Raw genomic sequence first — 21408 nt, forward strand, 5'->3', positions numbered from 1 at the left:
GCGGACGCCGACGAACCTCTACGGTTGGTGGATGAGCAGCGCGGCGGCCGATTATCCCCTGGGCTCGACCTCCGAGGTGGGCCGGTTGCGCGCGGTGATGCTGCATCGTCCCGGCGACGAACTCCGCCGTCTCACACCACGAAACAACGATCAGCTGTTGTTCGACGGGCTGCCGTGGGTGGACCGGGCGCAGGAGGATCACGACGCGTTCGCCGCGCTGTTGCGTGCCCGCGGGGTCGATGTCTTCCTGCTCGGCACCCTGCTCGCCGAGACGATCGAGCACAGCGGTGCCGCTCGGATCCAGGGGATCGCCGCCGCGGTCAGCGCCCGCAGGCTCGGGACCCATCTCGCCGACGACCTCGCAAGTCATCTGCGCGGTCTACCTGCCGCCGAACTCGCTCATGTGCTGACCGCGGGGATGACCTTCGACGAACTGCCCGTGACCCCGTCGGCGGCGCGGTCGTCGTTGGTCCGGCGGATGCATCACGGTCCCGAGTTCGCGATCGAGCCGCTGCCCAACCTGCTGTTCACCCGGGACAGCTCGTTCTGGATCGGACCGCGGTTCGCGATCACGTCGCTGGCCCTGCCCGCCCGGGCCCGGGAGGCGTCGTTGACCGATCTCATCTACGCGCACCATCCGCGGTTCATCGGGGCCCGACGTGCCTACGAGTCGCAGGTGGCCCCGGTCGAAGGCGGTGACGTGTTGCTGCTGACCCCCGGGGTGGTCGCGGTCGGTGTGGGGGAGCGGACCACGCCGGCCGGTGCTGAAGCGTTGGCGCGCAGCCTGTTCGACGACGGTCTCGCGCACACGGTGCTGGCTGTGCCGATCCAGCAAGAGCGGGCGTTCATGCATCTGGACACGGTGTGCACGATGGTCGACGTGGATGCGGTGGTGATGTACCCGAACATCGCGGAGTCGATGTCGGCGTTCACGCTGCATCACGTCGACGACATGGTCAGCGTGACCGGTGCGCGCCCGTTCGTCGAGGCCGCGGCGGAGGCGATGCAGATCGAGAAACTCCGGGTCATCGACACCGGGCTCGACCCGGTCACGGCCGAGCGCGAACAATGGGACGACGGCAACAACACCCTGGCGCTCGAGCCGGGCGTCGTCGTCTCCTACAACCGCAACGTGGAGACCAACCGCCGGTTGCGCGATGCGGGGATCGAGGTCCTCGAGATCGAGGGCCGCGAGCTGGGGTCGGGGCGCGGCGGGCCACGCTGTATGTCCTGCCCGATCGCCCGCGACCCCGTCTGAGCGACGACCACAGAATTCGGAGGACGAGCAGAACGATGAGCGTGGATCTGGCTGCGATGCTGACCATCGACCACGACGGTGCGGTTCCGCCGTTCGAACAGGTACGGGCGGGTGTCATCGAGTTGGTGAGCAAGGGCGAACTGCTGGTCGGCGAGCGGATCCCCACCGTCCGCACCCTGGCCGCCGACCTCGACCTGGCGCCCAACACGGTGGCACGCAGCTATCGGGAGCTGGAATCGGCAGGCGTGATCGAGACCCGGGGACGCAACGGGTCGTTCATCAAGGCAGGTCCGGACGCGGCGATGGACCAGGCACAACGAGCGACCGTCGACCATGTGCAGGCCCTGCGGGCGCTCGGCATCGACGACGCGACGATTGTCACGTTGGTGACACAAGCCACGCGACAGGGGTGATTCGTGTAGCCACGCGAATGAATATTTGATTGTGTGAACGAGTGACAACGGAACATGGAACGAAAGGAACCCGGTCGGACCCTCGACGCGGCGCCCGACTCACCGATACTGATCCGTGGGTCTTCGGCGTCACCGCGGCGATAGTCCTGGCCTTCGTCATCTGGGGTCTTGTCGACTCCGACAGCCTCAACACCTCCAGCTCCAACGCACTGGGCTGGATCACCGACAACATGGGATGGCTGTTCATCCTGTCCGCGACGTTCTTCGTCGTCTTCGCCGTCTACCTGGCGGCCAGCAAGTACGGCCGCATACCTCTCGGACACGATGGCGACAAGCCGCAGTACCGGACGATCAGCTGGATCGCGATGATGTTCAGCGCCGGTATGGGCATCGGTCTCATGTTCTTCGGTTCGTATGAGCCGTTGTTCCACTTCGTCAATGCTCCGCCCGGATACGACGCGCACGATGTGCAGACCGCCATGGCGACCACCATGTTCCACTGGGGATTCCATCCGTGGGCCATGTACGCCGTGGTGGGACTGGCGATCGCCTACAGCACCTACCGGTGTGGACGCGGGCAGCTGATCAGCGCGGTGTTCGCGCCGCTGCTCGGTGGTCGTGAGAACGGGCCGATCGGCAAGGTGATCGACATCCTCGCCATCTTCGCGACCTTGTTCGGCACGGTCGCGTCGCTGGGCCTCGGCGCACTGCAGATCGGTTCGGGTCTGTCGAAGGTCGGTTGGGTGGACGAGCCGTCCACGATGCTGCTGGTGGCCGTGATCGCGGTGTTGACCGCCGCGTTCGTCGCGTCGGCGGTGTCCGGGATCGCACGCGGCATCCAGTGGCTGTCGAACATCAACATGGTGCTCGCCCTGATCCTGGCGGTGTTCGTGTTCGTCGTCGGCCCCACCGTGTTCATCCTCAACCTGATGCCCACGACCATCGGCGCCTACCTCAACGACATCCCGATGTTCTCCGCGCGATCGGGTGCCACCGTCGATGCCGACGGTGAGGAGTGGCTGGCCTCGTGGACGATCTTCTACTGGGCCTGGTGGGTTTCCTGGACGCCGTTTGTCGGGTTGTTCCTGGCGAAGATCAGCAAGGGGCGCACCATCCGCGAGTTCGTCATCGGTGTGATGCTGGTGCCGACCTCGGTGTCGCTGGTGTGGTTCTGCGTGTTCGGTGGCACCGCGATCCGGCAGGAGACCGACGGCAAGAATCTGCCGTTGGACGACAGCGAGGCCACGCTGTTCGACGTGCTGGCAAACCTGCCCTGGACGGCGATCGCGTCGGCGCTCGTGATGCTGTTGGTGGCGATCTTCTTCGTGTCCGGGGCCGACTCGGCGTCGATCGTGATGGGTTCGCTCTCACAGCGGGGAGCGCACGAGCCATCGCGCCTGGTGACTGTCTTCTGGGGTGTCCTGACCGGTGCGGTGGCGGCGTTGTTGCTGGCGATCAGCGGTGACGACGGCCTGAACGGCCTGCAACAGATGGCGATCATCGCTGCCTTGCCGTTCGTGGTGGTGATGATCGCGATGTGTGTGTCGCTCTATCGCGACCTCCGCAACGATCCGCTGATCGTCGCCCGTCTGGAACTGCGCGAGGAAATCGACGAACACATCCGGCAGCAGGCGAGTGAGATCGCGACGAGCGAGTTCTCGTCGGTCGGCGGTTACCTGGATGGTGGCCCGAACGGCAGCGAGCCGGTCAGCCCCAACTCGGCAACCAGATCTGTTGATGCCACTCCTCCGGAGAGATCGGACTCGCGGTGAGGATCGGCCACAGCCAGATGAAATTGGTGACCACCAGCCCGACGTAGATCGCGACCACCAGGATCGTCAGGGTCCGGCGTTCGGGTCTGCGTCGGGCGGCGGCCGCGCCGCTGCGGAGAAGATCTCCGCAACACAGCGCCACGCCCATCACCAAGAACGGCGCCATCGCCGTCGCATAGAAGAAGTACATCTGGCGATCGAGGTCGCCGAACCACGGCAGCAGGGCTGCGCCGTAGGCGGTGAGCACGGCGGCGTACCGCCAATCGCGTCGCACCAGCCACCGCCACAGCCCCCACGCCACCATGGGTAGCGCCACCCACCAGAGTGCGGGGGAGCCGATCAACATCTGCGCGCGCACGCACTCCCCGCCACCGCACTGGTCGGGGCCGTTCTCGATCGCGTACAGCATGGGGCGCAGGCTCATCGGCCACGTCCACGGTTTGGATTCCCACGGGTGGTGATTGCCCGCCGAGTTGGTCAGGCCCGCATGGAACTCGAGGATCCCTGCCTCGTAGAACCACAGTGAACGCCATGCCCCGGGCACCCAGGAGAACGGTCCACCCGTCCCGATCTGGTTGCCCACCTCGTATCGGTACACCGCGGTCTCGCTGTTGAACCACGGGATGAACGTGGCGAGGTAGATGACCACCGGCATCACGGCCAGGCTCATGCCGGCCGGGAAGAAGTCGCGGCGCAGCACCCCGCGCCACGGGCGTTCGACGTGATAAGCCTTGCGGTTGGCCACGTCGAACCCGATCGCGAGGAGCGTGAACGCGATCACGAAATAGATGCCCGACCACTTGGTGCCGCAGGTCAGACCGAGCATCACGCCCGCGGTGAAGCGATACCAGCGAAAGCCCAGCCGCGGTCCGTAGGGGCTGTCGCCCATGCGGCCCTCGAGGTACACGCGATGCATCCGGGCCCGCACCTGATCGCGGTCGGCGACCAGCGCGGCGAACGCCGCGACCACGAATGCGGCCTGGAAGATGTCCAGCATGCCCATCCGGGATTGGACGAACAGGACGCCGTCGCAGATGGCGAACACTCCCGCGATGGCGCCGATCAACGTCGACCGGGACAGTCGCCGGACGGTGCAGTAGACGAGCACGACGATCGCGATCCCGGCGATCGCGGGTGCCACCCGCCAGCCGAGCGGCCCGTAGCCGAAGACCGACTCGCTCGCCGCGAGCAGCCATTTACCCACCGGCGGATGGACCACCAGCCCGTAGGCGGGGTTGTCCTCGATCCAGTTGCCGCCGGTCAGCACCTGCCAGCCTTGCGGCACATAGTGCTTCTCGTCGAACACCGGGGTGCCCTGATCAGTGGGATGGCTCAGGTCCCAGAATCGGGTCACGGCGGCGACGATGGCGATGACCGCCCCGACCAGCAGGCCACGCATGCGGTCCGGGGCGCCGAAGAGCGGCGCCGGGATCGCGGGCCCCGGACGGTTGCCCAGATCCTCGGCTCGCCCCCGGTCGAACGGCCCGGCGGTGCCGCCGTTCTCGTCGTCGAATCGGCGATCCAGGACGGCGGCATTGGTCACCCGTCCGATGGTAGTGGGCGTGCGCTCGTAAGCTGATCACCGATGACTTCTCCTGAACCGGCCGGTTGTCTGATCCTCGCGGCCACCCCGATGGGACAGGCCGACGACGCGTCGCCGCGACTGCGCATGGCACTCGAGTCCGCGGACATCGTTGCCGCCGAGGACACCCGCCGCGCCCGCAACCTCGCCTCGGCCCTCGACGTGACCATCGGCGGCACGCTGCTCAGCTACTACGACCAGGTGGAGGCGGCACGTACCCCCGGCCTCGTCTCCTCGATCGCCGAGGGATCGACAGTGCTGTTGATCACCGATGCCGGCATGCCGTCGGTCAGCGATCCCGGATTCAAACTCGTGGCAGCCTGCGCCGAGGCCGGCTTGCGGGTCACCTGTCTGCCTGGCCCGTCCGCGGTCACCACGGCGCTGGCCGTGTCGGCGTTGCCGTCCGAACGGTTCTGTTTCGACGGATTCGCCCCGCGCCGTCCCGGACCGCGGCGGGAGTGGTTGGCCGGCCTGATCGACCAGTCACGCACCACGGTGTTCTTCGAATCACCACACCGGCTCGCGGACACACTGGCGGACGCGGTCGACGTCCTCGGCGGGGACCGTCGGGCCGCGGTGTGCCGCGAATTGACCAAGACCTACGAGGAGGTCCGTCGGGGTTCGCTCGCCGAACTGTCGGAGTGGGCGGCCGACGGGGTCCGCGGGGAGATCACCGTCGTGGTCGAGGGCGGATCCGCCGAACAGAAGGGTATGGACGAACTCGTCGACGATGTGGTGGCCCTGGTCGCCGACGGCATGCGCCTGAAGGACGCATGCGCGGCGGTCACGCAGGCCGGCGGTGCTTCCCGGCGTGATCTGTATCAGGCTGTCCTGGAACGTCGGCGGCGAGAAGATCCGCAGTCTCCGTGAGGTCGGCGGTCACCGCGAGATCGGTTGACGACGTGTCGGCGGCGACGTGCAGGGTGACGCCGGGCGCCATCCGATAGGGACGGCTGGTGATCAGCGCGCCGACGGCGCGGCGCAACCGGGACATCTCGGCGCGCACGGTGACCACGTGACCGGGGTCGCCGAAGATCCGTCGGCTCAGTCGTGACGAGGTCAGGCCCGAGTCGGAGGCCTCGGCGAGCAACAGCAGGATCTGGGCGTGACGGCGGGTGAGGACGGTGCGCCACTCGTCGCCGTCGCCGGCGACCGTCAGTGACGGCTCGCCTCGCAGATCCAGTTCGGCGACAATCGGATTCGACGGTCCGACGCGCCGCAGCAGCCAGCCGGAGCCCATCGGTTCGGCCACGCAGGTGCCGATCCCGGGCACGAACTGGCTGGCGTTGGTGCTCGGCGCGGCGACCGAGTTGGGAGGGGTGCAACCGCGGCTGTCGGCAACCCAGCCGTTCGCGTCGACGAGGATGGCAGGCCCGCGGATGCCCGTGAGGCTGGCCCCTGCGCTGTTGCGGAGGTCGATGAGCGAGCGGGCATGAGCGGCTGCGATCTCGTGTTCGCCGAGCGCGGCCATGCTCGCCGCGAACGCCGTCGACGATGCCTGGAGTCGTTTGACCGGTCCGGAGAGGCCGACCATGCCGATCATCGAACCGGTCCGTGGGTCGTGGATCGGCGCCGCGGCGCAGTACAGCGCGTGCAGCGCCCGGCTGAAGTGTTCGGTACCCACCACACGGGTGGGGCGATGGTCGTGCATCACCAGGCCGACCGCGGTGGTCGCGGTGGACGACTCGTCCCATCGGCTGCCCTCGACCAGACCGAGTCGATCGGCCACACCCAGCCAGCGCGACGTACCCCCACGCCAGAGCAGGACGCCGTCGGCGTCGAAGACGCCCATCATCAGGTCGGAATCGTCGGTGGTCTCGGCGAAGACCTTCTGCAGACGCTGTGCCCCGTCACCGAGGGGGCTGAGCCTGCGACGATCGTCGGTCTCGGCCGATCGGATCTGGTACGGAGCGTGGCGGTCGGTGTCGACGCCTGCGTCCAGGGCGCGCTGCCAGGACGCGACGACTTCGGCGCGGGAGCTGTGCGCCGGCAGGTCCACCGTCATCTCTGCGGCGACGCGTTCACGCGGGCCGACAACCCCCGCACCTTCCGTACCTGGCAGTATGGTTCGGCGCATACGGGAAATGCTACCCCAGCGCTTCCGGGGCGGGGGAGGCTCGGTTGACGATTGACCGGGAACTCGGCCGGTTTGTGCGGTGAATGTGCCGTGTGACGCGACGAGCGGACGGTTTGGTACGACGAACGGTCGTCAGTTGTCGGCGGACCCGTGAACACCGACGATGCTTGCCGCTTTGTCCAGGCACTCTTGCCATTCGAGCGCCGGATCCGAGTCGATGGTGATGCCGCCGCCCACCCCCAGGGCGGCCATGCCGTCCGGGGTGATCGCGACCGTCCGGATGGCCACATTGAGGTCGAGGCCACGGCCCGGGCCTGTCATCCCGACTGCGCCGCAATAGACACCACGCGGATCGGTCTCCCACGATCCCAACAATTCGGCGGCGCGGATCTTGGGGGTGCCGGTGACCGACGCCGGCGGGAACGTGGCGCGCAACAGCTCGTTGGTGCCGACGGCCGGATCCAGGATCGCCTCCACCCGCGACACCAGATGCCACACCCCGGGGGCGCGGACCACGGAGAGCAACTCGGGTACTCGAACCGTGCCGGTGACGGCGACGCGTCCGAGATCGTTGCGTACCAGGTCCACGATCATCACGTTCTCGGCCACGTCTTTGGCCGACGACGACAACGTGTCCGGGTCGGCATCCGCGCCGACGGTGCCCTTGATCGGTGACGACGAGATCAGGTTGCCCGTGCGCCGCAGGAAGGTCTCCGGTGAAAAACTGGCCACCGTGCCCCAATCGCCGTGCAGGTAAGCAGATTTCGCCGGCATGGTGTTCGCCGTGATCGACGCGTAGAACTCCAGTGGATCACCGGAGACGGTTCCGGTGAACCGCGTGCACACGCACGCCTGGTAGACCTCGCCGGCTCGGATCGCGTCGAGGCACTGTGCGATCGCGTCCTCGTGGGGCTCCCGTCGAGGAGCCTCCCAGTCCGCCGACCAACCGGTCTCGGATGTGGATTCCTGCGTGTCCAACGCCTCGACGATCCAGGCCGGACACGGTGCGCCGTCGACGTCCTCGTACTCCCAGCGCCCGTCGCGCAGGGTGAGGATCGCCCCGGTGAGCCCACCCACGGCGGGCGGCATCCGCGATTCGTCGGCGCGCACCGGGAACCCGAGATAGCCGATCCAGAAACGATCCGGATCGTCGGGTGGGGCGAAGCCCGGGCGCAACTGCACCGACGGCGCGATCACCGCGTCGGCGCCCCACCAGTCGCCCACCAGGGCCGCCGGGCCGGGCAACCCGGCCGCGGTGGTGTGCGCGCGCAGTGCGCGCAGGACGTCGAGCGCGGAAGTGGTCACGCCTCGTGGCGGGGGAAGACCGGCGACGGCTTGGGGAGGGTGGTGCCTGCGACGAGCCGTTCGTCCACGGCGCTGAACTGTCGACGGTTCGGATCGACGGCGAGCAGATCGAGCAGGCGGTTGGTCGCGTCGGGCATCACCGGCTGTGCGAGCAGTGCGACCGTGCGGACGACCTCGGCGCACACGTACAGCACGGTGGCGGTCCGGTCGAGATCCGTCTTCGCCAGCTTCCACGGTTCCTGCGCCGAGATGTAGCGGTTGGTGTCTGCGAGGACCGACCACATGGCGTCGATGCCCAGGTGAATGGCCTGGGTGTCGAAGTGGCCTCGCACCTGGTCGAGGAGGCCGGCCGCCCGGTCGAGCAGGGTCTCGTCGTCGGCGGTGAAGGCGGCGGGGGTGGGTACCGCGCCGTCGAAGTACTTGCCGATCATCGACAGGGTGCGCTGTGCGAGATTGCCGAACTCGTTGGCGAGGTCGGCGTTCACCCGGCTGATGATGGCCTCGGTCGAGTACGAGCCGTCCTGCCCGTAGGAGACCTCACGCAGCAAGAAATATCGCAGCGGATCGAGTCCGAACTCGTCGATGAGGGTCTCCGGATCGACGACGTTGCCGACCGACTTGCTCATCTTCTCGCCCTTGTTGAACAGGAAGCCATGGGCGAACACACGTTTCGGCAGTTCGATGCCTGCACTCAGCAAGAACGCGGGCCAGTACACGCAGTGGAACCGGATGATGTCCTTGCCGATGATGTGCAGGTCGGCAGGCCAGTACTTCGCGAAGGTCTCCGTGTCGTCGGGGAACCCCACGCCGGTCAGGTAGTTCGTGAGCGCATCGACCCACACGTACATGACGTGATCGGGATGGTCGGGGACCGGGACACCCCAGTCGAAGGTGGTCCGCGAGATCGACAGATCGGTGAGCCCACCCTTGACGAAGCTGACGACCTCGTTGCGGCGCACATCGGGGCCGATGAAGTCGGGCTGCGTCTCGTAGAGGTCGAGCAACTTCTCCTGATAGGCGGACAGCTTGAAGAAGTAGGTCTCCTCCTCCGTCCACGTCAGGACATGCCCGGAGTCGGATGCGATGCGGTTGCCGTTGTCGTCGACGGTGGTGTCGGACTCGGCGTAGAACGTCTCGTCGCGGACGTCGTACCAGCCGGAGTACTTGTCGAGGTAGATGTCGCCCGCATCGGTCATCCGACGCCAGATGGCCTCGGACGCGACCTTGTGGTCGGCATCGGAGGTCCGGATGAAACGGTCGAAGCTCGAGCCCAGATGTTCTTGGAGTGTCTGGAACCGATCGGAGTTGCGCTTCGCCAACTCCGCCGTCGGAACACCCTCGGATGCCGCGGTCTGCTGCATCTTCTGCCCGTGCACGTCGGTCCCGGTGAGGAACCGGACGTCGAAGCCGTCCAGGCGCTTGAAGCGGGCGAGCGCGTCGGCCGAGATGTACTCGTAGGCGTGCCCGATGTGCGGTGCACCGTTCGGGTAGGCGATCGCCGTGGTGATGTAGTACGGCTTGCCTGCGCCGTGGGAGGTTGATGCGTCAGAGGCCATAGTGTCCGCCAGAATACTTGGTGGTCGGCGCCGCGGACGAACCACGCACGTGCCGCGCTCCGCGTCGTTGCGCTCGGCGTCCCTCGCACCGCGCGCGTGCCCGTGCGGGCCGACGTAGCCACCTCATCTCGCGGTTGCCACCTTCGCGCGCGCGAAGGTGGCAACCGCAAGATGAGGTGGCTCTATCCGGTCGGACCATTGAAGGCCCGACGGAGTCGCGCGGCCAGTGGCGCCGACTCGTCGACGTCGGCCCATCCCCAATGCACCACCCTGTTGCCGAGTTCGACGATGGCGTCGGTGCGCGTCTTCTCGTAGAGCATGGTCGCCTGGCCTTGCTCTCCCTCGTACTTCTGCCGTCCGTCGCACTCGCCGACGGTTCGTAGCTCGCGCCAATAGAAGTCGACACGTGCGACCCACTGGCCCAGCGCGTCGTACAGATCCACCTGTAGATCCGGTGCGGGCAGACCTGCATCGATCAGTTCGATCCGGCTTCGCGACTCGAGGACGGACTCGGCGCGGCCATCCATCTCCGGAACGATGCGCCGTGCCCGTGCCGCGCCGGTCATGCGATCGATGAGGTCGAGTTCGTTCTGGAGATCGTCGACCGTGCAAAGTCCGGCATGCAGGGCCGCGTCGCCGACGGCAATGGCCGGGATGCGGGCTGCAGTCCGGGCGATATCGACGACGATCCGGGCCGGAGACTGCACGGGCACACCGTCGACGATCTCGACCGACGGTGGCCGACGGTCGGTGACGAGCCGCATGCGTGACGTCGTGCGGCTTCCCGGCGGCCGCGTGTGGTCGACCATCACGACACGATCGGTCGCCAGGCCCCAGACGGGCAGGCCGAGCACCGACGCCCCGGACACCCCGCCCAGGGCGCGGTCGGGACCGCGGTGCCGACGTATCCACGCTGTCGACAGTTCACGGTGACGCTGCTCGGGAGTGCCGTCGAGCAGGTCGACCGATATCAGCACCCCGGGCGCGAGCGCCTCGAGACGGCCGCCGCGCACGCCGGCGCGCACGTCGTCACGGGTGAACCCGGCCGCGATGAGTTCCTGCTTGTTGACGGCGTGCCGAAACCTACCGAAGTCGTCCATGACAATTGGACGCTCGACGGGATCGATCGGCTCCCACGATCTCCGCCCGAACACAGCCACCTCATCTCGCGGTTCCTACCTTCGCGCGCGCGAAGGTGGCAACCGCAAGACGAGGTGCCTGTCGTCGAGGTGCTTGCTGACGTCGAGGGTGGCTGCGTCGAGGTGCGCACTGACGCCGGGTGCTTTGGCCGAGCGGCCAGTCAGTCGACCCGACGATACGGTTCGCAACCCGGAGGCGCCTTGGGCGCTTCCAGCTTGGCCGGCTCCGGGATGTCGAGCGTGACCGGATTGCCGTCCAGGGTGAACTTCGACCCGTGATGCGAGAGTTCGATGCCGGGACCCGACAGCAGCCGATAGGTTGCCTTGGCGCGGTCGATGGCCACCACGATCTTCGAGTCGCCGATGCACATGCGGAACGAGAGGTAGGTCAGCCGGGACGGCAATTGCGGCGCGAAGGTGATCTTGCCCCCGAAGTCGCGCATCCCGCCGAAACCGGCCACGCAGTCGGTCCATGCGCCCGCCAACGCGGCGATGTGCAATCCGCTCGACACGTTGTCGTGCAGGTCGTGCAGGTCGGTGAACACCGATTCGCACATCAGGTCGTAGGAGAGGTCGAGGTAGCCGACCTCTGCCGCGACGACCGCCTCGCAGCACGCCGACAACGAGGAGTCGCGCACCGTCAACGGGTAGTAGTAGTCGAAGTTGCGCAGCTTCTGCTCGGGGGTGAACGACGACCCGAACGTGTACATCGCGAACACCAGGTCGGCCTGTTTGACGACCTGTTTGCGATAGAGGTCGTAATACGGATAGTTCAGCAGCAGCGGATATCTGCCGACCGACGACTCGAAATCCCACGCGCCGAGCAAGGTGAACGACTCGCATTGCTGGTGCACCCCGAGTGCATCGTCGAACGGGATGGTCATGTCGTCGGCACAAGATTCCCAGTGCGCCGCCTCGGCCACCGTCACACCCAGGTCGCGGGCCAGATCGGGTCGACGGTGCACGGCCGCGACCGCGTCCCGAAGATTCTGCTGCGCAGCGAGATTGGTGAAGACGTTGTTGTTGACGACGGCGGTGTACTCGTCGGGACCGGTGACCCCGTCGATGCGGAACTTGCCGTTGACGTCGTGGTGCCCGAGGCCAGCGAACAGGCGAGCGGTTTCCACCAGCAGTTCGACGCCACATTCGGTCTCGAACTTTTCGTCATCGGTGGCCCTCAGGTATCGGGCGGTGGCGTTGGCGATGTCGGCGGACACGTGCACACCCGCGGTGCCCGCAGGCCAGTAGCCCGAACACTCGTCGCCGTTGATCGATCGCCACGGGAACATCGCACCGCGCTGACCCAGCTCGGCCGCGCGGCTCTTGGCCTTGTCCATCGTGGCATGTCGCCATCGCAGCTCTTCTCCGGCCGCGGCGGGCACCGTGTAGGTGAGCATCGGCAGGATGAAACTCTCGGTGTCCCAGAAGGTGTGGCCGTCGTAACCCGGACCGGTGAGCCCCTTGGCCGGGATGGCGCGGGACTGCCCGCGGGCGCCGGCCTGCAACACGTGGAACAGGGCGAACCGCACCGCCTGCTGCAGTTCCGGATCGCCGTCGAGTTCGATGTCGGCGTCGCGCCAGAAGTCCTCCAGATACTGGATCTGATCGGCTTTCAAAGCGTCCCAACCGGTTTCCATGGCCATCGCCAGTGCGGCGTCGACCTGGGCGCGCAGCGCGGGCACCGATCGGCGCGCCGACCACCCGTAACCCATGTACTTGGTCACCGAGAGTTTCGTTCCCTGCGGCACATTCGTCGCGACGGTCAGGCGGGCCAGGTCCGGATCGGCACGGATGAAGGTGTCGGCCCGATCGGGCAGGTCGATCTCGTGATCCATCCCGGCCGCCACGTGCAGACCCGACTGCTTGGTGTGGTGGACGAGCATGCCCCAGTAGTTGCGGCAGGCGTGCAGATCCGACACCAGCGGCTGATCGAGCGCTGCGGCCAGACGTGGATCGTTGCCGGGCGGCGGTACCGGTTCGTTGGCGAGCAGGTCGGACTGCAGGACCAGCTTCATGTCCTCGCCGATCGGCTCCACCTCGTAGTGGATGGCCGCGATGGTGCGTTTGGTGAACGACACCAGTCGTTCGGACCGGATCCGAACGGTCCGTCCGGTGGGGGAGGTCCACAGCGTGTGCCTGCGCAGGGTGCCGGTGCGGAAGTCGAGCACGCGTTCGTGCTCCACGGTGCGGCCGTAGCGCAGATCCATCGGCTCGTCCTCGACGAGGAGCCGGATGACCTTGCCGTCGGTGACGTTCACCACGGTCTGACCGGATTCCGGGTAACCGTAGCCACTTTCGGCGTAGGGCAGGCCCCGCAGCTCGTAGAAACCGTTCAGGTAGGTGCCCGGATGATCGACCGGCTCACCCTCCTCGAAGGTGCCCCGCAGACCGATGTGTCCGTTCGACAACGCGAACAGCGTCTCGGTGCGGCCCAGCATGTCGACATCGAGTCCGCGCCAGCGCAGCTGCCAGGGGTGGACGTCGAAGCCGTGCTCGAGCCCGCTCATGCCGGCAGCAATTCGTCGAGGTCACCGACGACGATGTCGGCGCCTGCCGAACGCATCGACTCGGCCTGGCCGCCGCCCACCCGGTCGATCGCGACGACATAGCCGAACTTGCCCGCGACAGCGGCCTGCACCCCGGAGATCGCATCCTCGAAAACGGCTGCGCCGTCGGGGCTCACCCCCATCAGCTCGGCGCCGAGGAGGAAGGAATCGGGCGCGGGTTTCCCGGGTAGGCCGCGGGCGGCGGTCTCGGCTCCGTCCACCCGCACCTCTACGAATTCGCTGATGCCTGCCGCATCGAGCACAGCTGCTCCGTTCTTCGACGACGTGACGACGGCGATGCGCAAACCGGCCCGGCGGGCCGCTTCGAGGTAACGCACCGACCCAGGGTAGGGGTCGACCCCGTCTGACTCCAGGGTCGCGAGGAACAGTTCGTTCTTGCCGTCCCCGATGGCGGCCAACGTCTGTTCGTCGACGTCGTCGATCTCGCGGGAGTGCAAGAATGCGCGCACCCCGTCCTCGCGGCGTCGACCGTCCACGTAGTCGAGGTAGTCCTGTTCGGTGAACGGCGCGAAGCCTTCTGGATCCCGTTGCGACAGGAACGCGTCGAACGCTTGTTTCCACGCGCGTCGGTGCAGCACGGCGGTGGACGTCAACACCCCGTCGAGATCGAACAACGCGACCGTTGTGGTCTCTGGCAAACCCAACACGAACGAAACGCTACCTGTCCGCGCCATGACTGGCGCGTCATGCGGGCTATCGGGTCGCGGCGATTCGTCAGGCGGGTGATGCAGCGGCGTTCGAGGTCGACTCGTCCCAGAAGTCGATCGACTCCAGTTGGCGGATCAGACGATCGCGTGCGTCGTCGAATCGGGTGTGGATCTCGGTGCGGATGGCGGCCGTGTCGCCGGTCCGCAGATAGCCGATGAGCCGACGATGGCTGGCCACCGCCTGACGGCCCCATTCCGGGTCGCGGGCATAGAGTTCGTGCGGGTTGTACTTGCTCGCCGAATAGACGAACCAGGCCAGCTTCTTGCTGTTGGCGGTGATGTTGACCTGACGGTGGAACGCGAACTCGGCGTTGAGGATCCGTGACTGATCGCCGACGCCCACGGCTTCTTCCAGGGTGTCGACGATGGCCTGCATCGTCGCCAGGTGCTTGCTGAGCTCCGGATTGTCGGCGGCGTGGGTGGCCAACCGCGCCGACAATTCCGCCTGCATCCAGAAGATGTCGACGATGTCGCCGCGACCCAGCGTCTCCACGATGAAGCCGCGGTGTGGCGACGACCGCACCAGACCCTCGCCACGCAGGGTGACCAATGCCTCACGGACCGGGGTGACGCTGCAACCCAACGCGGATGCGGTCTCGTCGAGCCGGATGTAGTCGCCGGGGTGGAAGTGGCCGGTCATGATCTGCATGCGCAGGTGATCGGCGACCTCGTCGGTCAACTGCTTGCGCCGCAGTCCGGTCGTCATCGTCGTCTCCGCTCGTCTACGCATATATGTGACATGATGGTCTCATCCCACCGTACTGTGTGCTGCGACACATGCGCCCCGGTGGGCTGCGCCCGATCGACTCGTCACACCATCGCCTTGTCGTGTTTGATCCGGCGGCGCAGATCGCGCATGAGCATCCGATTGCCGCCGAATCGGATCGATTTGGGCAGGAACTTGTTGACCACGGACACGAAGGTGAACAGGTGTTGGAAGCGGCGGCGGTCGTCTTCGGTCCATTCCAAGCCGAGCTGATCACGGTAGAGCGGCGGCAAGAAACCGATGGTCAGAAAGCGCAGGAGATTGACGAATGGCAGCCGGATGAGTGGGTTGATCATCTTGAGGTCGACGAGGTCGTTGAGGAAGTCGCAGGTGGCGTCGTCGATGACGACTCGTTGGCAGGCGATGTTCCAATAGTGGTCGAAGTCCGCGCGGGTGGCGGGCCACATGTCCTCGGGGACCTGCAGCGTGGTGCCCAACGGTTTGGCGGACTCGTAGAACGTCTCGGCCTCCTCGTCGGTCATCACACCGTGAAGCAGCTGATGGGTGTCCTCGAACCCGATGAACAGGCATGCGGCGACCCACATCTGGAGTTCACGGTTGAACGCGTTGTACTTGACCGGACTCTGCTCGTCGGACCGAACATGTCGATGCGCGGAGTTGACCGCCTCGCGGAACGCGGCCTTCTCCTCGTCGGTGCCGAGGATCGCCACGGTCAGGTACTGGCCGGTGGTGCGGGCCCGTTTCCACGGGTGTTTGGTCAGTGCGCCGGATTCGACCTTGCTCTCCATGACGCCGTAGGCGACCTCGGGCCAGCCCAGTTGCATGACGACGTTGGCCGCGCCTCCGGCGAACGACCAGAAGTCCAGGGCTTCCTGGATCACCGCGGGTTTACGCAGACCGGTCGCCCGTCTCTTGCGGGTGGTGATCTCGATCCGGGTCTTCGCTGTGGTCAGCTCCGGTGTCGCGTCCTCGATCACGGGCAGGTAGCTCGCTGCCATGGGTCGTGCCTTTCGAGTGGGGTGGACGCCGCGTGACGGCGTGGAGGTCAGAGGGTCTCGACGTTGTCGACGAGCCAGTGATCATCGGACTGCTTGAGCGTCACCAGCATCCGGTACGGCTGCACCTTGCCGTCGGGCGCCACGACATTCTTGGCCTTCTGATCGACGAACAGCAGCACGGTTGCCTTCTCCGGGGAGATGGACTCCACTGCCGAATGCGACACCGTCGCGGTGGCCTCGCCCTTGCCGTTGGTGACGATCTCGCCGAGGGCCTTGACCATCTCGCCGTACTTCTTCGCGAAATCGGGAGTGGACATCGAGTCGATCTCGTCGCGGTTCTTGTTCAGATCGCGATAGTCGAAGCTGGACAACTTGATCGCGTAGTCGCGGGCGACACCCACCGCCTCGGAGCGGGTCTGCGTGGAGACCGAGTCGCCGTTGTCACGATCGGCGAAATAGGAGTAACCGAAGAAGACGGTGGCTGCGATGAGGACGAGACCGACGACCGCGGTCACCACCGTCCTCACCCGCGGACGACGTCCGCTCTTCTCCCGCCGTCGCGACGAGACCGGGGCCGTGCGCGTGGCCGTGGTCTTCTGTTTCGTCGTGTCGTCGGCCTGTTCGGTCGCGTCGACGTCCGCGGTGGTGTCGTCGTCCGTGCGAATCTCGGTTTCAGTTGCCATGTCGTGCCCTTTCTAGAAGCAGCCGCCACCACTCGAGGAGTTCGGCGCCGTTGGGTATGAGGAGGGGATCGTCGACGGCTGCCGGCCCGGAGGTCTGCCCGGGTGACTGCCAGTTCGATGTCCCTAGTGCGTCGGGCCGCGGCGCGTTGACCGCGCCGCGCTGCCCGAGCCCCTTGCCCGGTGGGCAATACCGTGTGAGGTTGGGGTTCGAGGGTGTGAGATCTCCGACGGCGCGTCGTGGTTCGTCGTAGAACATGCACACCGGCCCCTGGGTGCCCACCAGTGCGAAGTCGGCCCGCCCGTTCTTCACGATCGAGCGGAGGTCTTGCAGCCCTTGCGGAATCGTCTTCAGTCCGGTCGCCAGGGATTGCTCCCGGTTGCTGATGATCGGCTCCACGGTGACGAGGTTCGCCAACACGCCGCCGAAGGTGCCGCGGTACTTGTCGAACAGCCCCTGGGCGTGGCTGAGCGCAGCCGGAGAATGATCGAGCAGGTAGACGAACACCGGCTGGTTGGCGTCGAGCTGGTCGGTGAAGCTGGCCGTCGACCGCATTCCGGATTCGAAGGCGTCGGTGTTGTCGGCCATGGCGTCGAGCACATCTAGCCAATCGTCGAACAGTCCACGCAGGATCGGTGCGTTGCGGTTCACCAGGCTCGCCAGGGCGGTGCCGTTGGTGACCAGCTCCGAGAGGGACTTGTCGTGGCCGGCGAACGCCTGGTACAGCTCGTTGCCGATCACGTTCACGTGCCCGCTGCCGATGCTGCGCAACACATTCGCGGCATCGGAGATGATCGCGTCCATCTGCTTGGGCTGTTTGTCGGCGGGAGCGGAGATGGTGTCGCCGGTCTTCAGATACGGGCCATCGGCCGAACTCGGGATGATGTCGACGCTCTGGATGCCTGCCATCGACGCCATCGTCACCTGCATGTAGGAGTCGGCGGGGACCTGGGTGCCGCCGCGGACGACGACCTCCACGTCTGCGCCGTCACCGTCCCCCGACAGCGCGACGGTCTTGACGGTCCCCACATCGACCCCGCGCAGGGTGACGCCCGTACCCGGGGTGAGTCCGAACGCGTCGTCCATGGTGGCGTGCAGTGTCAGCTTGTCGCCGAAGCCTTCCGGCCCGGCGATGAAGTTGATGCCGTAGGGGACCACGAATGCCGAGATCGCCAGGAAGATCAGGAATTGCAGCATCCCGGTGGGTAGGCGCAGTTTCATCGCTGTCCTCCCTGCCGTGATCCGGCCGGTGCGCTCTTGTCGGTCGGCTTTGTCTGCTTGCTGCTCGCCGACTTCTTGGCATGCTTCTTCTTCGCCGAGGTGAGTCCACCGGTCAGCGCGTCACGCAGGTCTGCCGGTCCGGGCAGCGGCTGACCGGAGGCCAGGAGCCCGCCGGTGATGATCTTGTCGATGCCGCCGGGGATGTCGAGGGCACCATCGAACACCAGGTAGTCGCCGCGGACCGAGCGGTTGAAGTTGGTCATGAACGAGTTCATGTGACCCAACGTGCGTCCGACGTCGTTGTTGAAGGTGCCGAGCGAATCCACCAGGGTCTGTGCATCGGAGACCATCGAATTGAGTTCTGGCTGCCGACCTTTCACGACCTGGTCCAGGTTTCCGGCCAGTGCGGTCGTCTGCTGCATCAAGGAGGCGATCCGATCCCGCTGCGAGGCCAGCACATTCACCGCCTGCGGGACCTGGCCGAGGAAATCATCGACCAGCTCCTGCTGGGCGACGAACAGATCGCTGACGTCGGCGGCCGCGGCCATCGCCTGGTTGAAATCGTCGGTGTAGCGCGAGGAGCGCGCGAGCAGCCGGTTCAGGGTGTCGATGAGGTCGACGACCTTGTCCGACCGGTCGGCGAACGCGGTGTTGAGGCTGGACATGACCGACTGGAGTTGACTGACGCCGCTCCCGCCGAGAATGTTGCCGAGCGCGGCGAGCGTGCCCTCGACCTGCGGGCCCACCGAGGTGTCCGACAGCGCGATGTGCGCGCCGTCGGACAATCGACCCTCCGGGTGTTCGGGCGCGGTGAGCCGGACGAAGGGGTTGCCCAGCGCCGACGGCAATTCCACCGTTGCGGTGACATTGCCCGGAAGGTCGGTCGAATCATCCAGCGCCAACGTGAGTTCGGCGTGTCCGGCATCCAATCCGATGTCGGTGACCCGGCCGATGATGAGTTGACCGGTGCGGACGTCGGCACCCGACACGATGCCGTCGGCGGTCACCAGGGTGGCGGTGACGTCGAACGAACTGCGACCGCCTGCGTCGACGGGCAGATCCTGCAGGCCGACCGAACAACCGGAGACCGCGACGGTGGCGAGTGCGGCGGCGAGTGCGCCGCGCAGGGTGCGCCCGCCCGGGCGAATCGTGACGGCCATCATCCACCTGCCTTCGGGGGCAGTGCGCCGCCGGTGATGGCGGAGACGATGCCCAGGGGGTCCGACGTGCTGATCGGGAAGGAGATCGGGTTGGTGAGTCCGGCGCCCACGCACAGGGGCATCGGGAACCGGTCGCAGAGCGGTTTGAGCGTCTTGAACTGCGTCAGGGTCGTCGACACGTTCAATCGGATGCGTCCGCGTCGGTCGGGTCCGATCGTGCTGGACAGGTTCTGCAGCATCAGCGGCGCCAGGTCCATGAACTCTGCCAAGCCCGCCTTGTTGTCGGCCAACGTCTTTCCGAGAACCTCGAGGTTCTGTGCGACCACACCGACGTCGTTGCCGTGCTCCATGACGAACGTGTTGATCTGTTCGAACACGACTCGCAGATCACGCAGGGGGCCGGCCACGTCCTGGTTGGCCTGCGCCCACTGGGTGCTGAGCGTACTCATCGACCGGACCAACCCGTCGAGCGAGACCTGCTTGGTGTGGAAGGTCTGCATCAGCTGGTTGAGACTGTCGATCAGATCCTGGATGTCGTCGGTGCGGGCACCGACGATCCCGGACGCCGACGCCAGATCGGACATCGCCGAGCCGAACTCGTTGCCGCTGCCCTTCCAGGTGCGGGCGGTGTCGGCGAGCAGCGAACCGAGGTCGCCGGACTTGTTGGCAGCCTTGTCTGCCGGTCCGACGATCTTGGTCAGGACACCGATGCTGTCCATCAGCTGATCCCAGCTGATGGGGGAGTGGGTGCGGGTCAACGGGATCACGGCACCGTCGGCCAACTCCGGACCTTCGGTGTATGCGGGGCCCAGTTCCAGGTGTCGGTCGCTGATGACCGATGGATTGAGGACGTATGCCTCGACGTCGGCGGGCAACTTCACCCCGCCGGGGACGGTGAGCGTCAACCGGACGTGGTCGCCGCGCGGGGTGACCTCGGTGATCTGCCCGACCGGCACACCGAGCACGGTGACCTTGGATCCGGCGTAGAGGCCGTTGACAAAGGCGAAGTCGGCGTTGACTGTTCGGATGTCGGGGTCGCGGCCGACCGTGTACCACAGACCGGCGACGATCGCGGCCACCATGATCAGTGCGACGAAGATCTTGCCGCCGTAGCGCTTTCGACGGCGGACCTCACGGACTTGACGGAAGGTCATCAGCGGCACCCCTGCATCACGCCGAGCACGCACAGCATGCTGTCGGGGATCACGGCCGACGGTGAGAGGACGTCGGTCCAGTTGCCGTTGCCGGTCGCGTCGGTCACGGTGCGCATCGCGGGCGGCAGTTTCGTCAGGATCTCGTCGATACTCGCCACATTGGCCCGCAACGTCCCGGTCACCTTCACCAGATTGCCGGTCAGTTCACCCATCGGTATCTGGGGGAAGGTCGCGGCCATCTGCGCGAGGATGGTGCGCAGGTTGTCCACCAGCCGGGTCAACAGGGTGCGGCGCACCGCCAGGGTCGTGACGATGGCCTGTGTTCCGGACAATGCGTCGGACACCGAATCGCTTTGCTGCGCGGTGATCTGGGCCAGCCGCTGGGACATGACGAGGAGCTGGTCGAGTTGTTTGCCGGTGCCGGTGATCGCGGCGGTGGCACCGGACGCACCGGTCATCGACGCGGTCAGGGTCGACGAAGAGGGCATGATCGACTCCATCGTGGTCATCATCGTCCGCAATGCCTCGGGATCGATCTCCGTGGAGCTGTGTACCGCTGCGGCGGAGATGTCGTCGAGGTTGTAGGGCGTCTCGGTTCGGGTGAGCGGAATCGTGTTGTCCGGTCCGACTTTTCCGGTACCGCCAGGCGTGATCTCCAGATAGCGCTTGCCCAGGACGGTCCGCAAGCGGACACCGGCACGCGTCTGGTTGCCGAGCGGCTGGTCGTTGTCGAGGCGAAACCCGACCCGGACCCGGTCGCCCGCGAGGTCGATCCGCTCGATACGCCCCGCCGGTACGCCCGCCACGAGAACGGGATCGGAGGTCGTGAGGCCGGCTGCGTTGGCCAGTTCGGCGGTGAACGGGGAGGTCCGCGAGAAGTAACTCATCTGCGGCACACCGACCGCGACGAGCATCAGCGCCACCAGCGTGATGATGCCTGCCGAGCCCAATACGGCAGGCGACGCCCCCTGGGCCCGCTTGTCGGACTTGAAGACGAACTCCAAGACCCCGACGAAGACGTCGATGAGCCTGACGAGAAACACGGGTTGATCTCCTACTTTCCTATCAGGGCGGCGCGCGTCGCAGACGGA

General features: G+C 66.4%; 18 protein-coding genes. 4 read left to right on the forward strand and 14 right to left on the reverse strand.

Annotated features, from left to right (window positions below):
• The first annotated feature begins 31 nt into the window (after positions 1–31).
• From AAFP35_RS20560 to AAFP35_RS20570, 3 genes are all read left to right on the forward strand, one after another.
• Positions 32–1258, forward strand: a complete 1227-nt coding sequence (locus tag AAFP35_RS20560; protein ID WP_419223500.1) for an arginine deiminase — start codon at positions 32–34, stop codon at positions 1256–1258.
• A 35-nt stretch (positions 1259–1293) separates the two neighbouring features.
• Positions 1294–1671, forward strand: coding sequence for a GntR family transcriptional regulator (locus tag AAFP35_RS20565; RefSeq protein ID WP_419223501.1), 378 nt, complete (start codon positions 1294–1296; stop codon positions 1669–1671).
• Positions 1672–1811: 140 nt separating this feature from the next.
• Positions 1812–3443: a BCCT family transporter gene (locus AAFP35_RS20570; protein WP_419223551.1), complete on the forward strand. Its 1632-nt coding sequence runs from the start codon at positions 1812–1814 to the stop codon at positions 3441–3443.
• On the opposite strand, the gene AAFP35_RS20575 is transcribed toward AAFP35_RS20570, so the two are convergent.
• Positions 3379–4899, reverse strand: coding sequence for a dolichyl-phosphate-mannose--protein mannosyltransferase (locus AAFP35_RS20575; RefSeq protein WP_419223552.1), 1521 nt, complete (start codon positions 4897–4899; stop codon positions 3379–3381). The two genes, AAFP35_RS20570 and AAFP35_RS20575, sit on opposite strands and share 65 nt — an antisense overlap.
• A 129-nt stretch (positions 4900–5028) precedes the next feature.
• Here AAFP35_RS20575 and rsmI point away from each other — a divergent pair, with 129 nt between their 5' ends.
• Positions 5029–5895 (forward strand): 16S rRNA (cytidine(1402)-2'-O)-methyltransferase, encoded by an 867-nt coding sequence (rsmI, locus tag AAFP35_RS20580; protein ID WP_419223502.1) that lies wholly within the window; start codon positions 5029–5031, stop codon positions 5893–5895.
• Here the strand turns inward: rsmI and AAFP35_RS20585 are convergent.
• The 13 genes from AAFP35_RS20585 to AAFP35_RS20645 all read right to left on the reverse strand — a co-directional run bounded on the left by AAFP35_RS20585 (position 5810) and on the right by AAFP35_RS20645 (position 21360).
• Positions 5810–7102 carry a transcriptional regulator gene (locus AAFP35_RS20585; protein ID WP_419223503.1) on the reverse strand — a complete coding sequence of 431 codons (1293 nt, stop codon included), beginning with the start codon at positions 7100–7102 and terminating at the stop codon, positions 5810–5812. The two genes, rsmI and AAFP35_RS20585, sit on opposite strands and share 86 nt — an antisense overlap.
• 132 nt (positions 7103–7234) lie before the next feature.
• Positions 7235–8407 carry an aminodeoxychorismate synthase component I gene (locus AAFP35_RS20590; protein ID WP_419223504.1) on the reverse strand — a complete coding sequence of 391 codons (1173 nt, stop codon included), beginning with the start codon at positions 8405–8407 and terminating at the stop codon, positions 7235–7237.
• The gene (gene metG / locus AAFP35_RS20595; RefSeq protein WP_419223505.1) at positions 8404–9963 is read right to left on the reverse strand and encodes a methionine--tRNA ligase; all 1560 of its coding nucleotides are present in this window, start codon (positions 9961–9963) and stop codon (positions 8404–8406) included. The genes AAFP35_RS20590 and metG overlap by 4 nt, the downstream gene beginning before the upstream one ends.
• Before the next feature lie 182 nt (positions 9964–10145).
• On the reverse strand, positions 10146–11063 hold the full coding sequence (locus tag AAFP35_RS20600; RefSeq protein WP_419223506.1) for a hypothetical protein: 918 nt from the start codon (positions 11061–11063) through the stop codon (positions 10146–10148).
• Positions 11064–11263: 200 nt separating this feature from the next.
• Entirely contained in the window at positions 11264–13609 is a 2346-nt protein-coding gene (locus AAFP35_RS20605; protein ID WP_419223507.1) for a glycoside hydrolase family 65 protein, read from the reverse strand.
• A complete protein-coding gene (locus AAFP35_RS20610; protein ID WP_419223508.1) occupies positions 13606–14316 on the reverse strand; it encodes an HAD family hydrolase in 711 nt (236 codons plus the stop codon). Before AAFP35_RS20610 ends, AAFP35_RS20605 begins: the two co-directional genes overlap by 4 nt.
• A gap of 67 nt (positions 14317–14383) precedes the next feature.
• Positions 14384–15082 (reverse strand): GntR family transcriptional regulator, encoded by a 699-nt coding sequence (locus tag AAFP35_RS20615; protein ID WP_419223509.1) that lies wholly within the window; start codon positions 15080–15082, stop codon positions 14384–14386.
• 104 nt (positions 15083–15186) lie between these two features.
• Positions 15187–16101 (reverse strand): oxygenase MpaB family protein, encoded by a 915-nt coding sequence (locus tag AAFP35_RS20620; protein WP_419223510.1) that lies wholly within the window; start codon positions 16099–16101, stop codon positions 15187–15189.
• 47 nt (positions 16102–16148) lie between these two features.
• Positions 16149–16784 carry a hypothetical protein gene (locus tag AAFP35_RS20625; protein ID WP_419223511.1) on the reverse strand — a complete coding sequence of 212 codons (636 nt, stop codon included), beginning with the start codon at positions 16782–16784 and terminating at the stop codon, positions 16149–16151.
• Positions 16774–18003: an MlaD family protein gene (locus AAFP35_RS20630; protein ID WP_419223512.1), complete on the reverse strand. Its 1230-nt coding sequence runs from the start codon at positions 18001–18003 to the stop codon at positions 16774–16776. The genes AAFP35_RS20625 and AAFP35_RS20630 overlap by 11 nt, the downstream gene beginning before the upstream one ends.
• On the reverse strand, positions 18000–19163 hold the full coding sequence (locus AAFP35_RS20635; RefSeq protein ID WP_419223513.1) for an MCE family protein: 1164 nt from the start codon (positions 19161–19163) through the stop codon (positions 18000–18002). Before AAFP35_RS20635 ends, AAFP35_RS20630 begins: the two co-directional genes overlap by 4 nt.
• On the reverse strand, positions 19163–20317 hold the full coding sequence (locus AAFP35_RS20640) for an MCE family protein (RefSeq protein WP_419223514.1): 1155 nt from the start codon (positions 20315–20317) through the stop codon (positions 19163–19165). The genes AAFP35_RS20635 and AAFP35_RS20640 overlap by 1 nt, the downstream gene beginning before the upstream one ends.
• A complete protein-coding gene (locus tag AAFP35_RS20645; RefSeq protein ID WP_419223515.1) occupies positions 20317–21360 on the reverse strand; it encodes an MlaD family protein in 1044 nt (347 codons plus the stop codon). Before AAFP35_RS20645 ends, AAFP35_RS20640 begins: the two co-directional genes overlap by 1 nt.
• Positions 21361–21408 lie beyond the last annotated feature (48 nt).

The sequence above is a fragment of the Gordonia sp. CPCC 206044 genome (genome assembly GCF_048537895.1).
Classification (GTDB): Bacteria; Actinomycetota; Actinomycetes; order Mycobacteriales; family Mycobacteriaceae; genus Gordonia.

Coding starts and splice junctions, on each gene's coding strand:
- metG (WP_419223505.1), bottom strand. CDS start 9,963: ATGGCCTCTGACGCATCAACCTCCCACGGCGCAGGCAAGCCGTACTAC.
- AAFP35_RS20600 (WP_419223506.1), bottom strand. CDS start 11,063: ATGGACGACTTCGGTAGGTTTCGGCACGCCGTCAACAAGCAGGAACTC.
- AAFP35_RS20565 (WP_419223501.1), top strand. CDS start 1,294: ATGAGCGTGGATCTGGCTGCGATGCTGACCATCGACCACGACGGTGCG.
- AAFP35_RS20625 (WP_419223511.1), bottom strand. CDS start 16,784: ATGGCAACTGAAACCGAGATTCGCACGGACGACGACACCACCGCGGAC.
- AAFP35_RS20560 (WP_419223500.1), top strand. CDS start 32: ATGAGCAGCGCGGCGGCCGATTATCCCCTGGGCTCGACCTCCGAGGTG.
- AAFP35_RS20630 (WP_419223512.1), bottom strand. CDS start 18,003: ATGAAACTGCGCCTACCCACCGGGATGCTGCAATTCCTGATCTTCCTG.
- AAFP35_RS20620 (WP_419223510.1), bottom strand. CDS start 16,101: ATGGCAGCGAGCTACCTGCCCGTGATCGAGGACGCGACACCGGAGCTG.
- AAFP35_RS20640 (WP_419223514.1), bottom strand. CDS start 20,317: ATGACCTTCCGTCAAGTCCGTGAGGTCCGCCGTCGAAAGCGCTACGGC.
- AAFP35_RS20585 (WP_419223503.1), bottom strand. CDS start 7,102: ATGCGCCGAACCATACTGCCAGGTACGGAAGGTGCGGGGGTTGTCGGC.
- AAFP35_RS20615 (WP_419223509.1), bottom strand. CDS start 15,082: ATGACGACCGGACTGCGGCGCAAGCAGTTGACCGACGAGGTCGCCGAT.
- AAFP35_RS20635 (WP_419223513.1), bottom strand. CDS start 19,163: ATGGCCGTCACGATTCGCCCGGGCGGGCGCACCCTGCGCGGCGCACTC.
- AAFP35_RS20605 (WP_419223507.1), bottom strand. CDS start 13,609: ATGAGCGGGCTCGAGCACGGCTTCGACGTCCACCCCTGGCAGCTGCGC.
- rsmI (WP_419223502.1), top strand. CDS start 5,029: ATGACTTCTCCTGAACCGGCCGGTTGTCTGATCCTCGCGGCCACCCCG.